The sequence below is a fragment of the Aureimonas sp. AU20 genome, assembly GCF_001442755.1.
Classification (GTDB): domain Bacteria; phylum Pseudomonadota; class Alphaproteobacteria; order Rhizobiales; family Rhizobiaceae; genus Aureimonas.
Genome location: NZ_CP006367.1, coordinates 395952 through 414699, shown reverse-complemented (window position 1 = coordinate 414699; position 18748 = coordinate 395952). Strand labels below are relative to the sequence as shown.

Sequence of the window (18748 nt, the reverse complement as noted above, 5' to 3'; positions counted from 1 at the left end):
CTGCGAACCCAACCCATCGATAGAGGTCCGGCCCATGGCCAACCACACCTTCTCCTGTCTCGACGGCCACACCTGCGGCAATCCGGTCCGCCTCGTTTCGGGCGGCGGCCCGATCCTCAAGGGCGAGACCATGCTGGAAAAGCGCGCCCATTTCCTCGCCGAATACGACTGGATCCGCACCGGCCTGATGTTCGAGCCGCGCGGCCACGACATGATGTCGGGCTCGATCCTCTATCCGCCGACGCGGCCCGACTGCGACGTCGCCGTGCTCTTCATCGAGACCTCCGGCTGCCTGCCCATGTGCGGCCACGGCACGATCGGCACGATCACCATGGCGATCGAGAACGGGCTGATCCAGCCGCGCGAGCCGGGCCGTCTGTCGATCGACGCGCCCGCCGGCAAGGTGGACATCACCTATCGCCAGGAAGGCCGCTTCGTGGAGGAGGTTCGCCTCACCAACGTGCCGGGCTTCCTTTATGCCGAGGGCCTGAGCGCCGAGGTCGAGGGCCTGGGCGAGATCGTGGTGGACGTCGCCTATGGCGGCAATTTCTACGCCATCGTCGAGCCGCAGAAGAACTTCCGCGACATGGCGGACTTCACGGCCGGCGAGCTCGTCGGCTTCTCGCCCAAGCTGCGCGCCGCGCTGAACGCCAAGTACGAGTTCGTCCATCCCGAGCATCCCGAAATCCAGGGGCTCAGCCATATCCAGTGGACCGGCGCGCCGACCGTGGAGGGCGCACATGCCCGTAATGCCGTGTTCTACGGCGAGAAGGCGATCGACCGCTCGCCTTGCGGCACCGGTACCTCGGCGCGCATGGCGCAGCTCGCCGCCAAGGGCAAGCTGTCCGTCGGCGACGAGTTCGTCCACGAATCCATCATCGGCTCGCTGTTCAAGGGCCGGGTCGAGGCGGCGACCACCGTCGCCAACCGCGCCGCGATCATTCCCTCGATCGCCGGCTGGGCGCGCCAGACCGGCATCAACACGATCTTCATCGACGATCGCGACCCGTTCGCGCATGGCTTCGTCGTGAAATGAGCGGTCCGGCCCTCGCCGTCCTGGAAGGCCGGGCCGAGGGCCCGGTTCTCGCTCTCTCCGAGCCCCTGAGCTTCTGGGGCGGCGTCGATCCGGCGACGGGGCGGATCATCGACGTGCACCATCCCGCGCACGGCGCCACCGTTTCCGGCACGGTGCTGATGATGCCGACGAGCCGGGGCTCCTGCACCGGCTCGGGCGTGCTGCTCGACCTCGTGCTGGGAGGTCGCGCCCCGGCGGCGCTGGTCTTCGCCGGGCCGGAGGATGTGCTCACCCTCGGCGCGGTGGTCGCGGCCGAACTCTTCGGGCACGCCCTGCCGGTGTTCCGTGTGGCGGAGCCGGCCTATGCCGCGCTGGCCAAGGCCGGGCACGCGCGGCTCGGGCCGGACGGCATCGAGGCGGAGGGGCTGGCGCTTCCCGTGGAGCCGCTGTCCGGCGTGGACCTGGCCCTGTCGGAGGGCGACCGCGCGTGTCTGGCCGGCGAACGGGGGGAGGCGGCGCGACAGGCCATGCGCATCCTCACCGTGCTGGCGCGCCAGCAGGGCGCGGAGCGGCTGATCGACGTCACGCGCGCCCATATCGACGGCTGCATCTATGCCAGCCCCGCCAATCTCATCTTCGCCGAGACGATGGAGCGGCTCGGCGCGAAGGTCGCGATCCCGACCACGATGAACGCCATTTCGGTGGACCGCGAGAACTGGGAGCGGCAGGGCGTCGAGCCCGGCTTCGGTGGCCCGGCCGCAAGGCTCGCCGACAGCTATGTGCGCATGGGCGCCCGGCCGAGCTTCACCTGCGCGCCCTATCTCCTCGCCGATGCGCCGGACGCGGGCGAGGCGATCGGCTGGTCGGAATCCAACGCCGTGATCTATGCCAATTCCGTGCTCGGCGCGCGCACCGCGAAGCATCCCGACTTTCTCGACCTCTGCATCGCGCTGACCGGCCGCGCGCCGCTGGCCGGCCCCTATCTCGACGCGCCGCGCCGGGCTGCGCGCATCCTCGACTTCGAAACCCCGACGAACCTTCGGGACGCTGGGATCGGTGACGGGTTCTGGCCGCTGGCCGGCTATCTCGCCGGGCTCGCCTCGCCGGACCGCGTCCCGCTGCTTACCGGCCTGGATCGGTTGAAGCCCACGCCGGACGATCTGAAGGCGCTCTGCGCGGCCTTCGGCACGACCTCCGCCGCCCCCATGCTGCATGTCGAGGGCGTGACGCCCGAGGCGCGCGGGGCCGCGCTGCCGGAGGCCGACCGGGTCGCGATCACGTTAGCCGATCTCGCCGGCGCCTGGGCGCGGCTGAATGCCGGGCCGGAGGCGGTGGAACTCGTCGCCCTCGGCAGCCCGCACGCCTCGCTCGCCGAATGCCGCGCCCTGGCCGTGGCCCTCGATGGCCGGCGCTGCGCGCAAGGCGTGTCCGTCATCGTCACCGCCGGGCGGGATGTGATCGCCGAGGCGTGGGCCGAGGGCACGCTGGCCCGGCTCATGGCGAGCGGCGTCACGGTCTTCCCCGATCTCTGCTGGTGCTCGATCTCGCGGCCGGTCTTCCCGACCGAGGCGCGCACCGTGCTCACCAATTCGGGCAAATACGCCCATTACGGGCCGGGCCTGTCGGGCTGCGCGGTGCGCCTCGGCACGTTGTCGGATTGCGTGGAGGCCGCGCTCACCGGCCGCGCGCCCGCGCGCCTGCCGCCCTGGCTCGGCTGAAGAGGGAACAGACGAATGCGCAGCGTGAAGACCATCCACGTCATCTCGGCCCATGCGGAAGGCGAGGTCGGCGATGTCATCGTCGGCGGCGTCGCGCCGCCGCCGGGCGACACGCTCTGGGCGCAGAGCCGCTTCATCGCCAGCGACAATGTCTTGCGCAACTTCGTGCTCAACGAGCCGCGCGGCGGCGTTTTCCGCCACGTGAACCTCCTGGTGCCGCCGAAGGACCCGCGCGCCGACGCGGCCTTCATCATCATGGAGCCGGAGGACACGCCGCCCATGTCGGGCTCCAACTCGATCTGCGTGGCGACCGTGCTTCTCGACGGCGGCATCCTGCCCATGCAAGAGCCCGAGACGCATCTTCTCCTAGAGGCGCCGGGCGGTCTCGTGCCGGTGCGCGCCGAATGCCGGGACGGCAAGGCCCAGCGCATCTTCGTGGAGAACCTGCCGAGCTTCGCCGACAAGCTCGGCGCCTCGCTGGACGTGCCGGGCCTCGGCACGCTCACCGTCGACACCGCCTATGGCGGCGACAGTTTCGTGATCGTGGACGCCGAAAGCCTCGGCTTCAAGCTGGTGCCCGAGGAGGCGCACGAGATCGCCCGGCTCGGCGTGCGCATCACGAAAGCGGCCGACGAGCAGCTCGGCTTCCACCACCCGGAGAACCCGGACTGGCGCCATTTCTCCTTCTGCCTCTTCGCCGGGCGCGTGACGCGCGGCGAGACAGGCCTTCGCGCCGGAGCGGCGGTCGCCATCCGGCCGGGCAAGGTCGACCGCTCGCCCACCGGCACCGCGCTCTCGGCCCGCATGGCCGTGCTCCATGCGCGGGGCGAGATGACGGAACAGGACAGTCTGACGGCGGTCTCGCTGATCGGCTCGACCTTCACCGGCCGCATTCTCGGCCCGGCGAAGGTGGGCACCCGCCCCGCTATCCGCCCGGAAATCTCCGGCCGAGGCTGGATCACCGGCATCCACCAGCACATGCTCGACCCCGCCGACCCCTGGCCCGAAGGCTACCGCCTCAGTGACACCTGGGGCGCGCGGTAGGAAAAGGCGAAATGGGCGGGGCGTTTCTCGCCCATTTCGCCGGCCCTTCGCAACGGCCTCTCAGGGCTCGGGCTATCCCAGCGATCGATGACAAGACGCGACTGATGGGTCTCGCTCAATCGAACGCTTGCCGATCGAGAATGGCCTGCACATCGACGCCGCTCGGCAGCGCGCCGTAGGAAAAGGCGCGGGCCTCGGACAGGCGCGACAGGGAAAACGCCTCGGCCACGGCGCCCGGCGCGTGCTGCCGAAGCAAGGCTGCCTGCAGCAGGAGCGCCATCCGCTCGGCGACCGGCCGGGCGCGCTGCTCGCCGATTGCGCCGCGCGCCAGTTCATCGAACAGCCCGGTTGCCATGGCGGCCAACGAAGGATCGCCGCCGCGAAGGCCCTCTTCCACCTCGGCCCGATAGCTGGCGAGGGCCAGCGGCTCGCGCACGAGCGTGCGCAGGACATCGAGCGCGATGACATTGCCCGATCCCTCCCAGATCGCGTTGAGCGGAGCTTCGCGGTAGAGCCGAGGCATCGGGGATTCCTCGACATAGCCGGCCCCGCCAAGGCATTCCATGCACCCGAACACGAAGCCGGGCACGCGCTGGGTCAGCCAGTATTTGGACAAGGCCACGTAAAGGCGGGCGAAGGCGCGACCTTGCGGATCGGTGTCGTCGATCGAGTGCGCCATCCGGGCCGCCAGCACGACCGCCGCCTCGTATTCCAGTGCCAGATCCGCGATCACCAGGCGCATGGCCGGCTGGTCGATCAGCCGGCGCTGGAACGCGCGCCTGTGCGACACGTGATGGATCGCCTGGGCGAGCGCCATGCGCATGATGCCGAGCGACCCCGCCACGGTGCCGAGCCGCGTGAGATGCACCATCTCCAGGATGGTCTTCACGCCCGTTCCCTCTTCGCCGAGCAACCAGGCGTCGGCACCGTGATATTCGATCTCGCTAGAGGCGTTGGATCGGTTGCCCAGCTTGTCCTTCAGCCGCATCAGGTGGATCGCGTTGCGCCGGCCCTCTTCGGTAATCCGTGGCACGAGGAAGCAACTCAATCCGTTCGGGGCCTGCGCCAGCGTCAGGAAGCCGTCGCTCATCGGCGCCGAGCAGAACCATTTGTGCCCGGTCAGGCGGTAGAGACGCGTGGCTTGGTCGATCGGCTCGGCGCGCGTCGTGTTCGCGCGTACGTCGCTGCCGCCCTGTTTCTCCGTCATCGCCATGCCGAGCGTGATGCCGGCCTTCTGCGCGATGGGGCGCAGCGGCGCATCGTAGCGCCCGCCGATCAGCTTGTTGGTCCAGGCGCGGGTGATGTCGGGGGCGAGGCGCAGCGCGGGCACCGCGGCGTAGGTCATGTTGATCGGACAGATCGTGCCCTGCTCGACCTGGCTGAACAGGGCGGCGAGCGCGAGATGGCCGACATGGGCGCCGCGCTCTCCCACCGTCCAGGGCAGGTCGTGGATACGATGCTTCATCGCGAGCGCCATCAGCTCGTGATAGGCGGGATGAAACCTCGCCTCGTCGAGCCGCTGCCCGTAGCGGTCGAAGGCGACGAGCTCGGGCGGATGGCGGTTGGCGAGATCCCCCGCCGCGAGCACGCTTTCCTGTCCGAGTTCCTCGCCAAGGGCGACCATGCGCGCGTCCAGCCACGGACCGGCCTCGCGCAGCACGGCCTCGCGCAGCACCCGATCGTCCAGATAGAGATTTCGCCCGCCGAACTCCGGCGGCTGGTTGGTGACCTCATGCGTCTCGAGGACGCTCGTGGGCGCGAAACGGGGCATGGGCGACCCTGCCTGTGAGAGCTGAACGACCTGCGACAGACTTGGATGGGCGAGACTAGCTCAGGATCGTGGACCCTCGCAAATGGGGAGGAACGCGCGCCGCCGAGAGGCGATGGTCCCTCGTCCGCGCGCTTGTCGCCAAGCGGACCCTTCGCCCTCTATCCCGGCCCGCCCGGCCGCCCTCCGGCGTGTCGGCCGCGCTCTCTGTCAGTCCATAGACAGGCTCGTCTCCTTCGTCTCCGCTCAGCCTCCCATTATCGCAAGGCAGGCATGCGAATTTGAGGGTGGCCTGGGGGCAGGACCCGTGATGTCGCTGGGAGATCAGAACACTTCCAGGCGGCATTCCATGGACCTTTCCGTTCCCATTCCCGCGCGGGACGGCGGCTCGGCCGTCGCGCCCGCGCCGCGCGCCGGGTTGACGCTGGCGGCGCTGTCGCTCGGCTCCTTCATGATCGGCTGCGGCGAGTTCGGCATCATGGGCCTCCTGCCCGGCATGGCGGACGATCTCGGCGTCAGCATTCCGCAGGCCGGCCTTCTGGTCACGGGCTATGCGCTCGGCGTCGTGTTCGGCGCGCCGGTGCTGGCCGTTCTCACCTCGCGCTGGGAGCGGCGCCGGGCGCTGATCCTTCTGTCGCTGGTCTTCGTGATCGGCAATCTCGCCTGCGCCCTCAGCCCGACCTATGGCCTGCTCATGGCCGCGCGCATCTTCACCGCGCTGGCGCACGGCACGTTCTTCGGCATCGGCGCGGTGCTCGCCACCGAGATCGCCCGGCCGGGGCGCGAGGCGGGCGCGATCGCCATGATGTTCGTCGGCATGACGCTCGCCAACGTCTTCGGCGTGCCGATCGGCACCTTCATCGGCCAGGCCTATGGCTGGCGGGCGCCCTTCTTCATCGTCACCGCGCTGGCCCTGCTCACCACGCTGGCGCTGGCGCTCTTCGCGCCGCAGAGCCACCCGCGCGCCGGCGTGCGCTTTCGCGACGAACTGCACGCGCTCGGCCGCCCGCCCGTGCTCATGGCCATGGGCCTCAGCGTCCTGGCCTCCAGCGCCCTGTTCACGCTCTACACCTATATCGCGCCGCTTCTCTCCGAGGTGACCGGCATCGCGCCCGAGCGCGTGCCCTATCTCCTCCTGATCTTCGGCGTCGGCATGACGATCGGCAACGTGGTGGGCGCGCGGCTGGGCGACTGGAAGCTCATGCCCGCGATCATCGGCATGTTCGCCGCCATGACCGCGGTTCTCGTCGGCATCTATCTCTTCGCCGCCGACACCGTGCCCATGCTGACGCTGCTTCTGATCTGGGGGGCGCTGGTCTTCGGCCTCGCCTCGCCGATCCAGATGCGGATCGTGGCCACCGCCAAGGGCGCGCGCAACCTCGCCTCCACGGTGAACCAGAGCGCCTTCAACCTCGGCAACGCGATGGGCGCCTGGATCGGGGCCATGCTGATCGCCTCCGGCGCGTCCTACTCCATGCTGCCGGTCGCCTCGGCGATTCTGGCCGGGCTCGCCTGCCTTCTTGCTCTCTACAGCCACCGGCAGGACCGCGAGGACTCCTCTGCGATCTGACAGGGGGCGCCGCCTGACAGGGAGGGCGCCGCCGCAGGTGCCCTCCCGCTTCGGGCGCCTGCGGCCAAATGCGCATGACGATCGTGTGAGAGGCGGGGAACGCCGGGCGGCCAATGCGGCTTGCTCGGCCATGATCGACATCTTCGTATACGGCACGCTCAAGCGGGGTTTCCCGTTCCATCCGCTCGGCCTCGACGGCGCGTTCTTTCTGGGCGCGGTGGAGACGCTGGAGCCCTATCCCCTCCTGATCGCGGGCTCGTTCTTCGGCCCGATGATGCTCGACCGGCCCGGCGAGGGCCTGCGCGTGCGCGGCGAGCTCTACCGGGTTGATCCCGGCCGCCTGCCCAAGCTGGACGAGTTGGAGGATGTCGGCAGCCCCGGCAGCTTCCGCACGCAGATCCTGGTAGCGGGCGAGGGCAGCGGCCAGGTCGAGGCCATCGGCTACATGAAGAGCCAGAGCTGGCTGGACCCCGTCCACACCGGCTATCTCTCGGACTATCAGGACCGGCGCTTTATTCCGCCCTGGGAGCGCTGACGCTCACGAAAAACAGTCGAGTTTGGGGGAGGGCCGCGAGCGGCCTTCCCCCTTTTTCGTTCGGACCGTGGTCGATCAGCCGGCGCGCAGCGGCGAGATGGAGATTTCGACGCGGCGGTTCTGCGCGCGGCCCGCTTCGTTCGCATTGGAGGCGACGGGGCGCGACATGCCGTAGCCCTGGATGTTCAGGCGGCGCGGATTGACGCCCTGGCTCTGCAGGAACTGGCCGACCGAAGCGGCGCGGCGCTGCGACAGGGCGAGATTGTAACCCTCGCCGCCGACATTGTCGGTGTTGCCGGACACATCGACGATCGACTGGTCGTACTTGTTGAGCACGATCGCGACCGACTGCAGCGTCGGATAGAACTGCGAGCGCACCTGATCGACATTGGTGTCGAAGGTGATGTTGGAAGGCATGTTGAGGATGATCTGGTCGCCGTTGCGGGTGACCGAGACGCCCGTGCCCTGAAGCTGGGCGCGCAGGTCCGCCTCCTGGCGGTCCATATAGGCGCCGATGCCGCCGCCGCCGATGGCGCCGATGCCCGCGCCGATCAGCGCCGCGCGGCCGGGATCGGTGCCCGTGGCGCGGCCGACGAGATAGCCGCCGAGCGCCCCGGCGCCCGCGCCGATGCCAAGGCCCCCCGCCGTGTTGGAGAGCTTCTGCTCGCCGGTATAGGGATCGGTGGTGCAGCCGGCCAGCATGGCGCCGGCGGCGAGCACGAGAAGAAGCTTCTTCATCAAATCCAGCCTTCCGATGTTCGGAGCCCTTCGCGCGGGGGCCCCTTTCAGGATCGTTCGGGAACGGGCTAGAAAACAGTCTGGGCTGGATTGGGGCTGACGCAGGGGTTTTCCCCAAACGTTGCACGGGAGCAACAGGGTCAAGAAGGCCTTTCGGCGCCCCGGCGTCAGGCCCCCGAGTTTCAAACCGATGCGCGCGCGGCGGGAGCGAGCGGGCGCGCCGGCGCCTTCGGCCCGGTGAACATCACCGCGTTGCCGGCGAGCGTCAGCAGGAGGCCGAGAAGCCCCGTCGCGGTCCACTGGTAGGACTCGAACAGGCTGGAAAGCGTGAGCGCGACGATCGGAAACAGCACCGTGGCATAGGCCGCGCGTGCCGAGCCGATGCGCGCCACCAGCATGAGATAGGTCGTGAAGCCGACCACGGAGCCGATGGCGGCGAGATAGACGAGCGCCGCGACATAGCGCCCGCCGGGCGGGGCCACGATCGGCGTTCCCGTCAGCGCGATCAGGGCGAGAAGCACGAGCGCGCCATAGGCCATGCCCCAGCCACTGGCGACGACCGGCGCCAGACCCGCCGCACTGTTGCGCCGCGACACCATGTTGCCGAAGGAGAAGAACAAGGTGCCGAGCGCGGCGAGCCCGATGCCGGTTAGCGTACTCCCATCGAGCCCATGGGCGACGTCTGTCCCGAACAGAAGCCCTAGGCCGGAGGCGCCGAGCAGCGCGGCCACAAGGGCGCGGCGCGAGATCGGATCGCCGAAGAAGAGCCGGGCGTTCACCGCGTTCAGGATCCTCGCCAGCGAGAAGATCACCGAGATCAGCTCGGAAGGGATGAAAGCGGCTGCCTTGTAGAAGCAGAGGAAGTTGCACGAGAACAGGCACAGCGCCTGGAGGAGCACGAAGGGTTGGTCGCGCCGCGCCGGCACGGCGAGCCGCCCCCACGAGATTTTTGTTAGGTGCTCTTAATCGAAGATGGGAATGTGGGGCGCGGCGTCGCGCGGCAGGGCCCCGTTGAGGCGTGGATCGTCGGCGATTTCGAGGCTCTGGCCGATGGGCTCGAAGCCGGTGCGGCGATAGAAGCCGAGGGCGCGGGGATGGTCGATCGTGTTCGTGTGCAGCCACAGGCGGCGGATCGGGCGCGCGAAGCCGGTCTCGATCGCGTGGTTCATCAGCGCGCGCGCCGCGCCTGTCCCTTGAAGGCGTTCCGTCACGCCGAAATACTTGATCTCGCAATCCTCGCCTCCGGCGAAGTCGAGCTCCAGGAGCCCTTCGTCCTCGCCGTCCACGCGCCAGGAGAAGATCATCGTGGCCGGGCTCGCGAGCGCAGCCTCCAGTTCGGCCGGGCTCATGTAGAGGCGCGAGAACCAGAGATGGGCAGCGCCGACCTTGCGGTAAAGCGCGAGATAGGTCGGCGCATCCGGCTTCGGCCAGGGGACGACCTGTCCGGGGAGATCGGACGGCGCGGGCCTTGGGGCCGGGCGCTCGCGCATTTCGAGCGAGGTCGCGATGGCTGCGATCTTGCCTCGCCCGATCTCGTGAAACCGCTCCATCCGCCTCTTCCTTCTTTGATCGAAGGGCGGATTGGCATGGCCGATGCGGAAGGGCAAGGGCCGGCGCGCCTGCCGCGCGCTGGCCCATAAGAGTTCAGCCGAAGATCAGCGCCAGCACGAGATAGATCACCTGTAGCGCGACCACGAGAACGGCGCTCCAGATGAAGGCTTCGCCCCAACTTTTGGAGATCAGGAGGATGACGGGAATGCCCACCGCGACGGCGATCAGGAAGCGGCGGAGGAAGAGGCTGACATGCCAGGGCGAGCGCGGCGGCAGTGGCTTTTGCGCCAGCGGATCAGGGAGGCGAGCGTCCGACTGATCCCGGCTCTTGCCGGAAGCGCCATGGGCGGAGTGGGACGATCCTCCCGCCGGGGATCGGCTTTCTTCCATGTGAGGAAACATGCGACGTTCCTGAGCGGGCGGCAAGCCCGTGGTTGAGAGTTGATGCTAAGCCATTCCGGACGAAGTGTCGCGCAAACTGGTAAGCAAAGCTTGCTGAATGAAGGCACAGCCTCAGGTTACAATTTAAAAGCCTGCCGAAAGTGCCGACAAGGAAAACGAAAACTTTTCCGCCGTGCAGGGAAAGACCGAAGCGTCCCAGGGCGCGAACGCGTTCGGGCGGATGCCCGAATGGAGACGCGCGGTTCGATCAACCTTCCTTGAAGGCGGATAGGATCGAGATGACCTCGGCCTGCCGCTTGGCGCCGGTCTTCGCGAAGACGGACTTCATCTGGGTGCGAACGGTCTCGTAGCCGACGCCGATCCGCCGCGCGGCCGCCTTCAGCCCCTTGCCTTCTCGCAGCACGATCGCCAACCGAAGCTCCGCCATCGTAAGCTTATAGTGTTCGCCGAACGCCTGAAGCGTGCGCGCGGTCTGAAGGTCGATGTCCAATGTTTCGAATGCGCGGCTGTTTTTAGCCATTCTTCGGGATGAGGGAACTGACTGTCCCTCGAGCGCATGAAGATCCATGAAACCTCCCCTCAACTCCCATTATGGGGTTTAATTCTTCCAACCATCGTTCGCATGCTGAGCGTAAAGACGTCGTCACCCAATCGGGTGAGATGTCCTTAAAACAACAGAGGATCGAAAGGTATTGGGATCACAGGTTCTGCCACATGGCGAGTAGGCTGACCAATTCGACCTGTCGCCTTGTTTGCGTCTTGCTGAAGACAGCCTTGAGCTGGCTACGTGCCGTTTCGTAAGAAATTCCGAGGCGCAGCGCAGCCTCGCGCAAGGGTGTGCCGTTGGCGATCCCCGCCGTCAGCCGCAGTTCGGCCGGGGTGAGTCCGAAATGCGCGCCGAGCGCCGCCAGCCCGTTCCTGCGACTCGCCGTCTCGTAGCGAAACAGAAGGACGATCGCGACCGAAGCGTCGAACGAGGCGGGAGCGGCGATGCGCCCCCGGGTCGAGGTCACCGAGACCTTAAGGGGCTCTCGCGCGCCGGCCCGGCGAATGGCGAGTTCCGCTTCGGGCGAGGCAAGGCCTAGAATCGGCGCGCTCACCTCGCTCACGGCTTTTTCCAGAGCCGGCGCGTCGCGCGGATCGACCGTCTCCACCCGCCCGTCGCGAAGCCGCAGCCCATCCTGGCGCCGCAGGACCTCCTCGGCCAGCGAGTTCAGACTGCGGAGCTTGAGGGTCCGGTCAAGCGCCAGAACGGCAAGGCCCTGCGCGCCCAGCGCCTGCCGGAGGGCGTCGAGTTCCTGATGCGCCTGGCCGAGGCGCTCGCTCGTGCGCACGGCCTGCCGGACGCTGCGGGCGAGCCGGTGGAAGCGCTGCTGCTCCAGCTTATGGTAAGGCCCGGCCTCCGCGCTGCGGTTGAGCCAGAGGCTAAGGGGCGCTTCTCCGTTCAGAAGGTGTTCGCCCATCGTGTGCTCGAAGTTCTGAGGACGGCACCAATCAGCATAAAACTCGGTGCTGTGTAGATCGACCGGCAAAATCGCGTCTAATTCGCGCTCGGTGATGACGCGACCCATGCCTAGGCGCTCGCGATAGATATGAGACGGATTGAGCGTTTGGTAATGCTCTTGATAGAGGTCGAGCATGCCTGCTCCATACCCCTGAAAAGGGGTCGCCTGGATCAAGGTGCCAGGCGAAGCTCCAGGCGGCGACTCCATTTGGACATAGAGACCGCCGGCGATCGAGTTCGACAGGTTCAGGAGCGCGGTCAGGACGTCGCTCCAAAGCTCCGCCCGGTCCGTCGCCTCGACGATGAGATCGTGGAGGTCGTCCTCCCGCCGATCGTCGCTCAAGGCGCGATCACCTCTCTCCTCTCGCGTCCCCGGCACGCGCACGAGGCGGCCAACCCTTCCCTAAGGACAGGCGGGGGCTCTGCTCTTGTCCGAGCGATATCGGTCTCCTCCCCTTGCGGCCGGTTTCTCCGGTTTTCTTGTCCGCCTTCAGCGAAGGCGAAGAATCTACAACCGGAAGAATAGGGCGTTTCTCGCCCCGCGAACATAACCCATTTAGGGAAGGATGCTTTTTGGAATGGGCTGAGAAACGCCGCGCCCTTGCCATGCGCGGGGTGAGAACAGCCGCGGACAACGAAAAAGCCCGCGCCGATCGCTCGGCACGGGCTCTGTCTGAAAAGGGTCGAAGCGGCCCGAAGGCCGCCCCGGCTCTTTGGTCTTACTGCTCTTCGCGGTTCTTCATCGCGGCGGCGAGAATGTCGCCGAGCGAGGCACCCGAGTCGTTGGAGCCGTACTGAGCCACGGCTTCCTTCTCCTCGGCGATCTGCAGCGCCTTGATCGACAGACCGACGCGACGCGCCTTTTTGTCGAACTGGGTGATGCGCGCGTCGATCTTCTGGCCGACCGAGAACTTCTCGGGGCGCTGGTCGTCGCGATCGCGGCCGAGGTCGTTGCGGCGGATGAAGGCCGTAAGGTCGGTCTCGGAGATCTGAACCTCGATGCCGCCTTCGTTCACGGCCGTCACTTCGCAGGTGACGATCGAGCCGCGACGCATCTCGCCGCTGTCGGCGGCGGCAGCGAAGGTGTCGCCACCCACCTGCTTGATGCCGAGCGAGATACGCTCCTTCTCGACGTCGACGTCGAGAACCTGCGCCTTGACCATGTCACCCTTGTTGTACTCGTCGATGACCTGCTCGCCCGGACGCGACCAGTCGAGGTCGGACAGGTGAACCATGCCGTCGACGTCGCCGTCGAGACCGATGAACAGACCGAACTCGGTCTTGTTCTTGACCTCGCCCTCGACCACGGTGCCGACCGGGAACTGGTCGCGGAACGCTTCCCAGGGGTTCTGGAGCGTCTGCTTGAGGCCGAGCGAGATGCGGCGCTTGACCGGATCCACCTCGAGCACGACCACTTCGACTTCCTGCGAGGTCGAGAGGATCTTGCCGGGATGGACGTTCTTCTTGGTCCACGACATTTCGGAAACGTGGATCAGGCCTTCGATGCCCGGCTCCAGTTCGACGAAGGCGCCGTAGTCGGTGATGTTGGTGACGCGACCGGAGACCTTCACGCCCATCGGGTACTTGACGCCGATGCCTTCCCAAGGATCCGCCTCGAGCTGCTTCATGCCGAGCGAGATGCGGTGGGTTTCCTGGTTGATGCGGATGATCTGGACCTTGACGGTCTGGCCGATCTGCAGGATTTCGGTCGGGTGGTTCACGCGGCGCCACGCCATGTCGGTGACATGGAGCAGACCATCGATGCCGCCGAGGTCAACGAACGCACCGTAGTCGGTGATGTTCTTGACCACACCCTCGACGACCTGACCCTCTTCGAGGTTCTGGACGATCTCGGAGCGCTGCTCGGCGCGGGACTCTTCGAGGACCGTGCGGCGCGAAACGACGATGTTGCCGCGGCGCTTGTCCATCTTGAGGATCTGGAACGGCTGCGGCGTGTTCATCAGCGGGCCGACGTCGCGGATCGGACGGATGTCGACCTGGGAGCGCGGCAGGAAGGCCACGGCGCCGTCGAGGTCGACCGTGAAGCCGCCCTTGACCTGGTTGAAGATCTGGCCTTCGACCTTCTCGCCGGCGTTGAACTTGAGCTCGAGCTTGACCCAGCTCTCCTCGCGGCGAGCCTTGTCGCGCGACAGGACGGCTTCGCCCAGCGCGTTCTCGATGCGCTCGACATAGACTTCGACCGTATCGCCGACCTTGAGCTCGGGGCCGTTCTTGCCGCCGAATTCCTTGAGGGCGACGCGGCCCTCGACCTTCAGGCCGGCATCGATGACGGCCATGTCCTTCTCGATCGCGACGACCGTTCCACGGACCACCGCGCCTTCGGCGACGTCGTGATCATGGAACGAGGCTTCGAGAAGCGCGGCGAAATCGTCGCGCGAGACTGCTGCGTTGGACATTCGTTCTCCTTGAGGCTCCTCCTTCGGGAGGAGCGGCGCCGGGGTTCGCGTTTCGGATGCGTCCGGCGGTCCCGCCCCGGTGCCGACCCGCTCTGGGAAAGGCATCGAAGCTGACGGGCAAAGCCCGTTTCGGCGCGGTGGACCGGCCTTCGGCTTGGTTTCGTACGGTCCGAATACGACGAGAGCCGCGCGTTTTCAAACCCCTTGGGGCTGAAAGCGGCGGCACGTCGGCTTCGGCGTTCCTTTACATAGGCGCTGCGTCGACGATCGCGCAAGCCGCCCGGAACGCTTCTTCTATATCCATTTCGCTCGTGTCCAGCAAGCGGGCGTCTTCGGCGGCCTTGAGGGGTGCGACGCTGCGGCCCGCGTCGCGCCGGTCGCGCTCGCGCACCTCGGCGAGGATGGTCTCGTAGGCGACATGGCGGCCCTTGGCGGTCAGCTCGTCGGTGCGCCGACGGGCGCGCACTTCCGGCGAGGCGGTGACGAAAAGCTTCACCGGGGCATCGGGGCAGATCACCGTGCCGATGTCGCGCCCGTCCAGCACCGCGCCTTCGGGCTGGGCCGCGAAAGCGCGCTGAAAGGCGTCCAGCGCCTGTCGCACGGGGGGGTGAGCGGCGACGCGCGAGGCCAGCTCCCCCGCCTCGTGGCCGCGCAAGGACCCGTCGTCGAGATGCGAGGGCACAAGCTCGCGCGCCACCGCGCCCGCCGCCTCCGGGTCGTCCAGATCGACGCCGCGCTCCTGCGCGAGGCGCCCGACGGCGCGGTAGAGAAGCCCGGTGTCGAGATGGGGCAGGCCGTAATGGGCCGCCAGGCGCTTGGCGAGCGTGCCCTTGCCGGCGGCGGCCGGTCCGTCGATCGCGATCACGAGCGCCATGGTCTCTCCTGCTGTCTGGCCGCCTCTTGCGGGCGGTGTCCCGTTCTTGCCGCCAACGCCGCCCGAGCTCAACGGCTCCCGGCCGATCGCCGCGAAATATCCAAGCCCGGCTGCGAAGACGGCCAACAATCGCCCGAGCGCGAAGGGAATCGCCAGAAAGAACAGGATGGCGGCCAGCGAGCCCAGCGCCCAGGCGGCGGAAAGGGCGGCGTCCAGCGTGCCGCTGCCGGTTTCGCCCGGCGCCTCGCCGCCCGACAAGCGGTAGAGCATGGCCGGTAGGATCAGCGCGGGCAGGACGAGCTTGGGCGCGCCGACCCGCCAGACCCCGACGCCGCGCCGAAGCGCCTCGCGGTGCAGCCGCCCCGCGAGGTTGCGCCCATAGACGAAGGACAGGGGTGCGAAGAAGACGAGCGCCAGAAGGGCGGCGAGCGGGGTGCTCATACCGCGCCGACCGATCGCGGCCCCATGGCGCCCGACAGGGCTGCGCCGTCTTTGCTCGTGCTGGGGCGGTGCAAGGCAGCATCAATCGCGGCGCGGGTCCCGGAGCGTGTCCGACCCCTGCCGACGATTGCGGCCGTTGCGATCGTCCCGCCGCCACCCATCGCGGTCAGCGGTTCGCCGCCTCCAGCTTGCCGCCGAGCGTTTCGACCAGCCCTTCGAACTCGGGAAAGCTGGTCGCGATCATCGTGGCGTCGTCCACGCGAACCGGCTTCTCGCTGGCAAGGCCCATGACGAGGAAGCTCATGGCGATGCGATGGTCGAGATGGGTCTCGACCCGCCCGCCGCCGAGGCCCGAGCCGTCCGGGCGGCCGGTGACGCGCAGCCAGTCCTCGCCCTCCTCGTGCTGGACGCCGTTGGCGGCAAGGCCGGCGGCGACGGCGGCGAGGCGGTCGGACTCCTTGACGCGCAGCTCCTCCAGCCCCTGCATCAGCGTGTCGCCTTCGGCAAAGGCGGCGGCGACGGCCAGCACGGGATATTCGTCGATCATCGAGGGCGCGCGCTCAGGGGGAACGGTGACGCCGCGCAGCACCGAGTGCTTCACGTGCAGATCGGCCACGTCCTCGCCGCCGGACAGGCGCGGGTTCACCGCCTCGATCGAGGCGCCCATCTCGCGCAGCGTCTCGATCAGGCCGGTGCGGGTCGGGTTCATCAGCGCGTTCTCGACCACGATGTCGGAGCCCGGCACGAGAAGCGCCGCGACCACGAGGAAAGCCGCCGAGGACGGGTCGCCCGGCACCACGAAGTCGGGCACGCCCTTGAGCTCGCCCTGGCCGGTGAGCCGGATGGTGCGCACGCCCGAGGCGTCGGTGTCGACCGAAACCTCGGCGCCGAAGCCTTCCAGCATGCGTTCGGTGTGGTCGCGCGTCATGATCGGCTCGATCACCGTGGTGACGCCCGGCGTGTTCAGCCCGGCGAGCAGCACGGCGGACTTCACCTGCGCCGAGGCCATGGGCACGCGGTATTCGATGGGCGCGCTGACACGCGGCCCGTGCAGCGACAGGGGCAGGCGGTCTTTGGAGCGCGCCAGCACCTGCACGCCCATCTGGCGCAGGGGATCGAGCACCCGGCCCATCGGCCGGCGCGACAGCGAAGCGTCGCCCACGAAGGTGGTCGTGAAGTCGTAGGGGCCGACGAGGCCCATGGTGAGGCGCGAGCCCGTGCCGGCATTGCCGAAGTCGAGAACGCCCTCGGGTTCCAAGAGCGCGCCGTTGCCGACGCCGTCGATGATCCAGGCCTCGCCCTCGCGTTCGATCCGCGCGCCCATCTGGCGCATGGCGCGACCGGTGGCGATCACGTCCTCGCCCTCCAGAAGGCCGGTAACGCGGGTGCGCCCGGAGGCGAGACCCCCGAACAGGAAGGCGCGATGCGAGATGGACTTGTCGCCGGGCACGCGCACCCGGCCGGCGAGGGCGCCGGCGCGGCGGCTCTGGAGGGGGCGGGGGGCGGCGGAATGGCCCGTCATGGCGTCGTCCTTCTCGCGAAGCCGGGCTCCAGGTTCTGCCTGCGCGGCTCTTCCGGGCAGGGGCTGGACCGAGGTGCCCCCGCCGCCGAGCAGACCGGCCGGGCGCCGCCTTGCCTCCGGCCGCGCCCTGCTTTCCGTCGCCGGACGAAACGTCCTCGACCCCCTTGCCGGAAGAGGCGCGGCAGGGTCCTTGCGGCCCGCTCGTCCTCTTGTCGCAAACATAAGGTTCGCCGTTCGCCTAGCATTGGAGCGGAGCGCGTGGGAAGAGCACATGAGGCGCGGCGCGCGTTTCCCGGCCCCCCAACGGATATATCGGGCGGATCGGGCGAGGGGTGTCGGCGGGGGCCGGGCAGATGCGCTTTGACAAGGGTCCGGCGACGCCGTAAGGGACCTTCCGCTTTTTCCCGCCCCTCGACCGGCCGGCTTTGCGGCGATAATTGGATGAACCGGCCCGGTCTGTGCCCGCCTCCGCGCAGGCGACCCGCTCCCTTTCGAAAGGCGAACCCATGGCGAAAACTGAACTCGGCACCAAACGCGTCGACCCGGAAACGGGCCGCAAGTTCTACGACCTCAACAAGGACCCGATCGTTTCGCCCTACACGGGCAAGTCCTATCCGCTCTCCTTCTTCGAGACAGTGAAGGCCTCGCGCGTCTCGCGCGTCGTGGAAGAGGAAGAGACGGAAGAGGTCGAGGTGACCGAGGTCGCCGAGACCGACGAGGAGACGGTCTCGATCAACGACGTCGAAGAGGATGAGGCGGGCCCGGCGGCGGCCAAGGCCGACCTGCCCAATGTCGACGGCGACGAAGACGACGATGTCGTGGACGACGACGCGGACGACGACGACACGTTCCTCGCCGACGACGAGGACGAGGACGAGGACATGACCGACATCATCGGCGGCGGCCGCGACGACGACGACGACGTCTAAGCACCGCACCGAGCGCTGGGCGCGCGTCTGCGCCCGGTGCGAGGTCGAGAGATTGCGAGGGGAGGGGACCGGACGGTCCTCTCCCCTTTTTCGTGTTCCGGTCTCGCTCACCGAGGTTCCGCGCCGCCCGAACCGCGCCGCCCGAGCGATCCACCCGGCGAGACGAATCGAAGGCAGGGACGATTCGGCCGCTCGCGCCCTTGGGAGCGGAGGTTCGAGCCGCGCCGAGGCTCGAGGTCGCCACTCCGGCCACCGGGCCGCCTTGCCGCTCCGGCGTCGAAAACCGTTGCATGACAGGGGTTTGACGGACCGGCTTCATTTTCGTGTCACCCCGTCCGCTTTTTCGCTTGCGTTCCCCCCAGGGCTCGCCTAATAAGCGGCCACACCAGATGCGGGGCCGGCCCAACGGCCCTGACGAGGTTGCCACTTCGGTGGCACTGGGGCCATAGCTCAGCTGGGAGAGCGCTTGAATGGCATTCAAGAGGTCGTCGGTTCGATCCCGATTGGCTCCACCATCTTTCCTTAAAAATAAAAATTGCCCAGACTCGATCGATATGTTCGATCCTGTGATTGGCTTCTGCGCTATGCCGTTGCGGCGATGCGTATGAATGCGCGGACGTCCCGAGCCGACGCTCGCTTGCGCTTTCGCTGAATGATCCCGAGTGTCTCCTCCGCCTTGCGGTCGATAGGTTGAGCAGGCTTTGCTTCTTGCATCACGGC

General features: G+C 67.9%; 15 protein-coding genes, 1 tRNA gene and 1 pseudogene. 7 read left to right on the top strand and 10 right to left on the bottom strand.

Annotated features, from left to right (window positions below):
- The first annotated feature begins 34 nt into the window (after positions 1–34).
- The 3 genes from M673_RS01845 to M673_RS01835 are packed head-to-tail and all read left to right on the top strand — an operon-like array spanning position 35 to position 3777.
- Positions 35–1036, top strand: a complete 1002-nt coding sequence (locus tag M673_RS01845; RefSeq protein WP_061973136.1) for a 4-hydroxyproline epimerase — start codon at positions 35–37, stop codon at positions 1034–1036.
- Positions 1033–2733 carry a cis-3-hydroxy-L-proline dehydratase gene (gene lhpI, locus M673_RS01840; RefSeq protein WP_061973134.1) on the top strand — a complete coding sequence of 567 codons (1701 nt, stop codon included), beginning with the start codon at positions 1033–1035 and terminating at the stop codon, positions 2731–2733. Before M673_RS01845 ends, lhpI begins: the two co-directional genes overlap by 4 nt.
- A gap of 15 nt (positions 2734–2748) precedes the next feature.
- The gene (locus M673_RS01835) at positions 2749–3777 is read left to right on the top strand and encodes a trans-3-hydroxy-L-proline dehydratase (protein ID WP_061973132.1); all 1029 of its coding nucleotides are present in this window, start codon (positions 2749–2751) and stop codon (positions 3775–3777) included.
- Positions 3778–3892: 115 nt separating this feature from the next.
- Here the strand turns inward: M673_RS01835 and M673_RS01830 are convergent, their stop codons facing one another.
- Positions 3893–5548, bottom strand: coding sequence for an acyl-CoA dehydrogenase family protein (locus M673_RS01830; protein ID WP_061973130.1), 1656 nt, complete (start codon positions 5546–5548; stop codon positions 3893–3895).
- A gap of 346 nt (positions 5549–5894) precedes the next feature.
- Between M673_RS01830 and M673_RS01825 the strand changes: the two genes are divergently transcribed.
- A complete protein-coding gene (locus tag M673_RS01825) occupies positions 5895–7115 on the top strand; it encodes an MFS transporter (RefSeq protein WP_082639121.1) in 1221 nt (406 codons plus the stop codon).
- A gap of 130 nt (positions 7116–7245) precedes the next feature.
- On the top strand, positions 7246–7650 hold the full coding sequence (locus M673_RS01820) for a gamma-glutamylcyclotransferase family protein (protein ID WP_061973128.1): 405 nt from the start codon (positions 7246–7248) through the stop codon (positions 7648–7650).
- A gap of 75 nt (positions 7651–7725) precedes the next feature.
- On the opposite strand, the gene M673_RS01815 is transcribed toward M673_RS01820, so the two are convergent.
- The 9 genes and pseudogenes from M673_RS01815 to aroA all read right to left on the bottom strand — a co-directional run bounded on the left by M673_RS01815 (position 7726) and on the right by aroA (position 17099).
- Entirely contained in the window at positions 7726–8388 is a 663-nt protein-coding gene (locus M673_RS01815; RefSeq protein WP_148639947.1) for an OmpA family protein, read from the bottom strand.
- 182 nt (positions 8389–8570) lie between these two features.
- A pseudogene (locus tag M673_RS01810) lies at positions 8571–9323 on the bottom strand (DMT family transporter); the annotation flags it as partial.
- Positions 9324–9350: 27 nt separating this feature from the next.
- Positions 9351–9938 carry a GNAT family N-acetyltransferase gene (locus tag M673_RS01805; RefSeq protein ID WP_061973124.1) on the bottom strand — a complete coding sequence of 196 codons (588 nt, stop codon included), beginning with the start codon at positions 9936–9938 and terminating at the stop codon, positions 9351–9353.
- A gap of 94 nt (positions 9939–10032) precedes the next feature.
- Complete coding sequence (locus M673_RS01800) at positions 10033–10341, bottom strand: hypothetical protein (RefSeq protein WP_148639946.1); 309 nt, start codon at positions 10339–10341, stop codon at positions 10033–10035.
- Between the two features lie 247 nt (positions 10342–10588).
- On the bottom strand, positions 10589–10831 hold the full coding sequence (locus M673_RS01795) for a helix-turn-helix transcriptional regulator (protein WP_061973121.1): 243 nt from the start codon (positions 10829–10831) through the stop codon (positions 10589–10591).
- Between the two features lie 208 nt (positions 10832–11039).
- The gene (locus M673_RS01790; RefSeq protein ID WP_061973119.1) at positions 11040–12188 is read right to left on the bottom strand and encodes a helix-turn-helix transcriptional regulator; all 1149 of its coding nucleotides are present in this window, start codon (positions 12186–12188) and stop codon (positions 11040–11042) included.
- A gap of 376 nt (positions 12189–12564) precedes the next feature.
- Entirely contained in the window at positions 12565–14262 is a 1698-nt protein-coding gene (gene rpsA, locus M673_RS01785) for a 30S ribosomal protein S1 (protein ID WP_061973118.1), read from the bottom strand.
- Between the two features lie 244 nt (positions 14263–14506).
- A complete protein-coding gene (gene cmk / locus M673_RS01780) occupies positions 14507–15136 on the bottom strand; it encodes a (d)CMP kinase (protein ID WP_061977566.1) in 630 nt (209 codons plus the stop codon).
- 607 nt (positions 15137–15743) lie between these two features.
- Positions 15744–17099 (bottom strand): 3-phosphoshikimate 1-carboxyvinyltransferase, encoded by a 1356-nt coding sequence (gene aroA / locus M673_RS01775; RefSeq protein ID WP_061973116.1) that lies wholly within the window; start codon positions 17097–17099, stop codon positions 15744–15746.
- A 506-nt stretch (positions 17100–17605) separates the two neighbouring features.
- Between aroA and M673_RS01770 the strand changes: the two genes are divergently transcribed.
- Both M673_RS01770 and M673_RS01765 read left to right on the top strand, forming a co-directional pair.
- The gene (locus M673_RS01770; protein WP_061973115.1) at positions 17606–18028 is read left to right on the top strand and encodes a TIGR02300 family protein; all 423 of its coding nucleotides are present in this window, start codon (positions 17606–17608) and stop codon (positions 18026–18028) included.
- Positions 18029–18467: 439 nt separating this feature from the next.
- Positions 18468–18543: transfer RNA gene (locus M673_RS01765), tRNA-Ala, on the top strand.
- Positions 18544–18748: the final 205 nt, after the last annotated feature.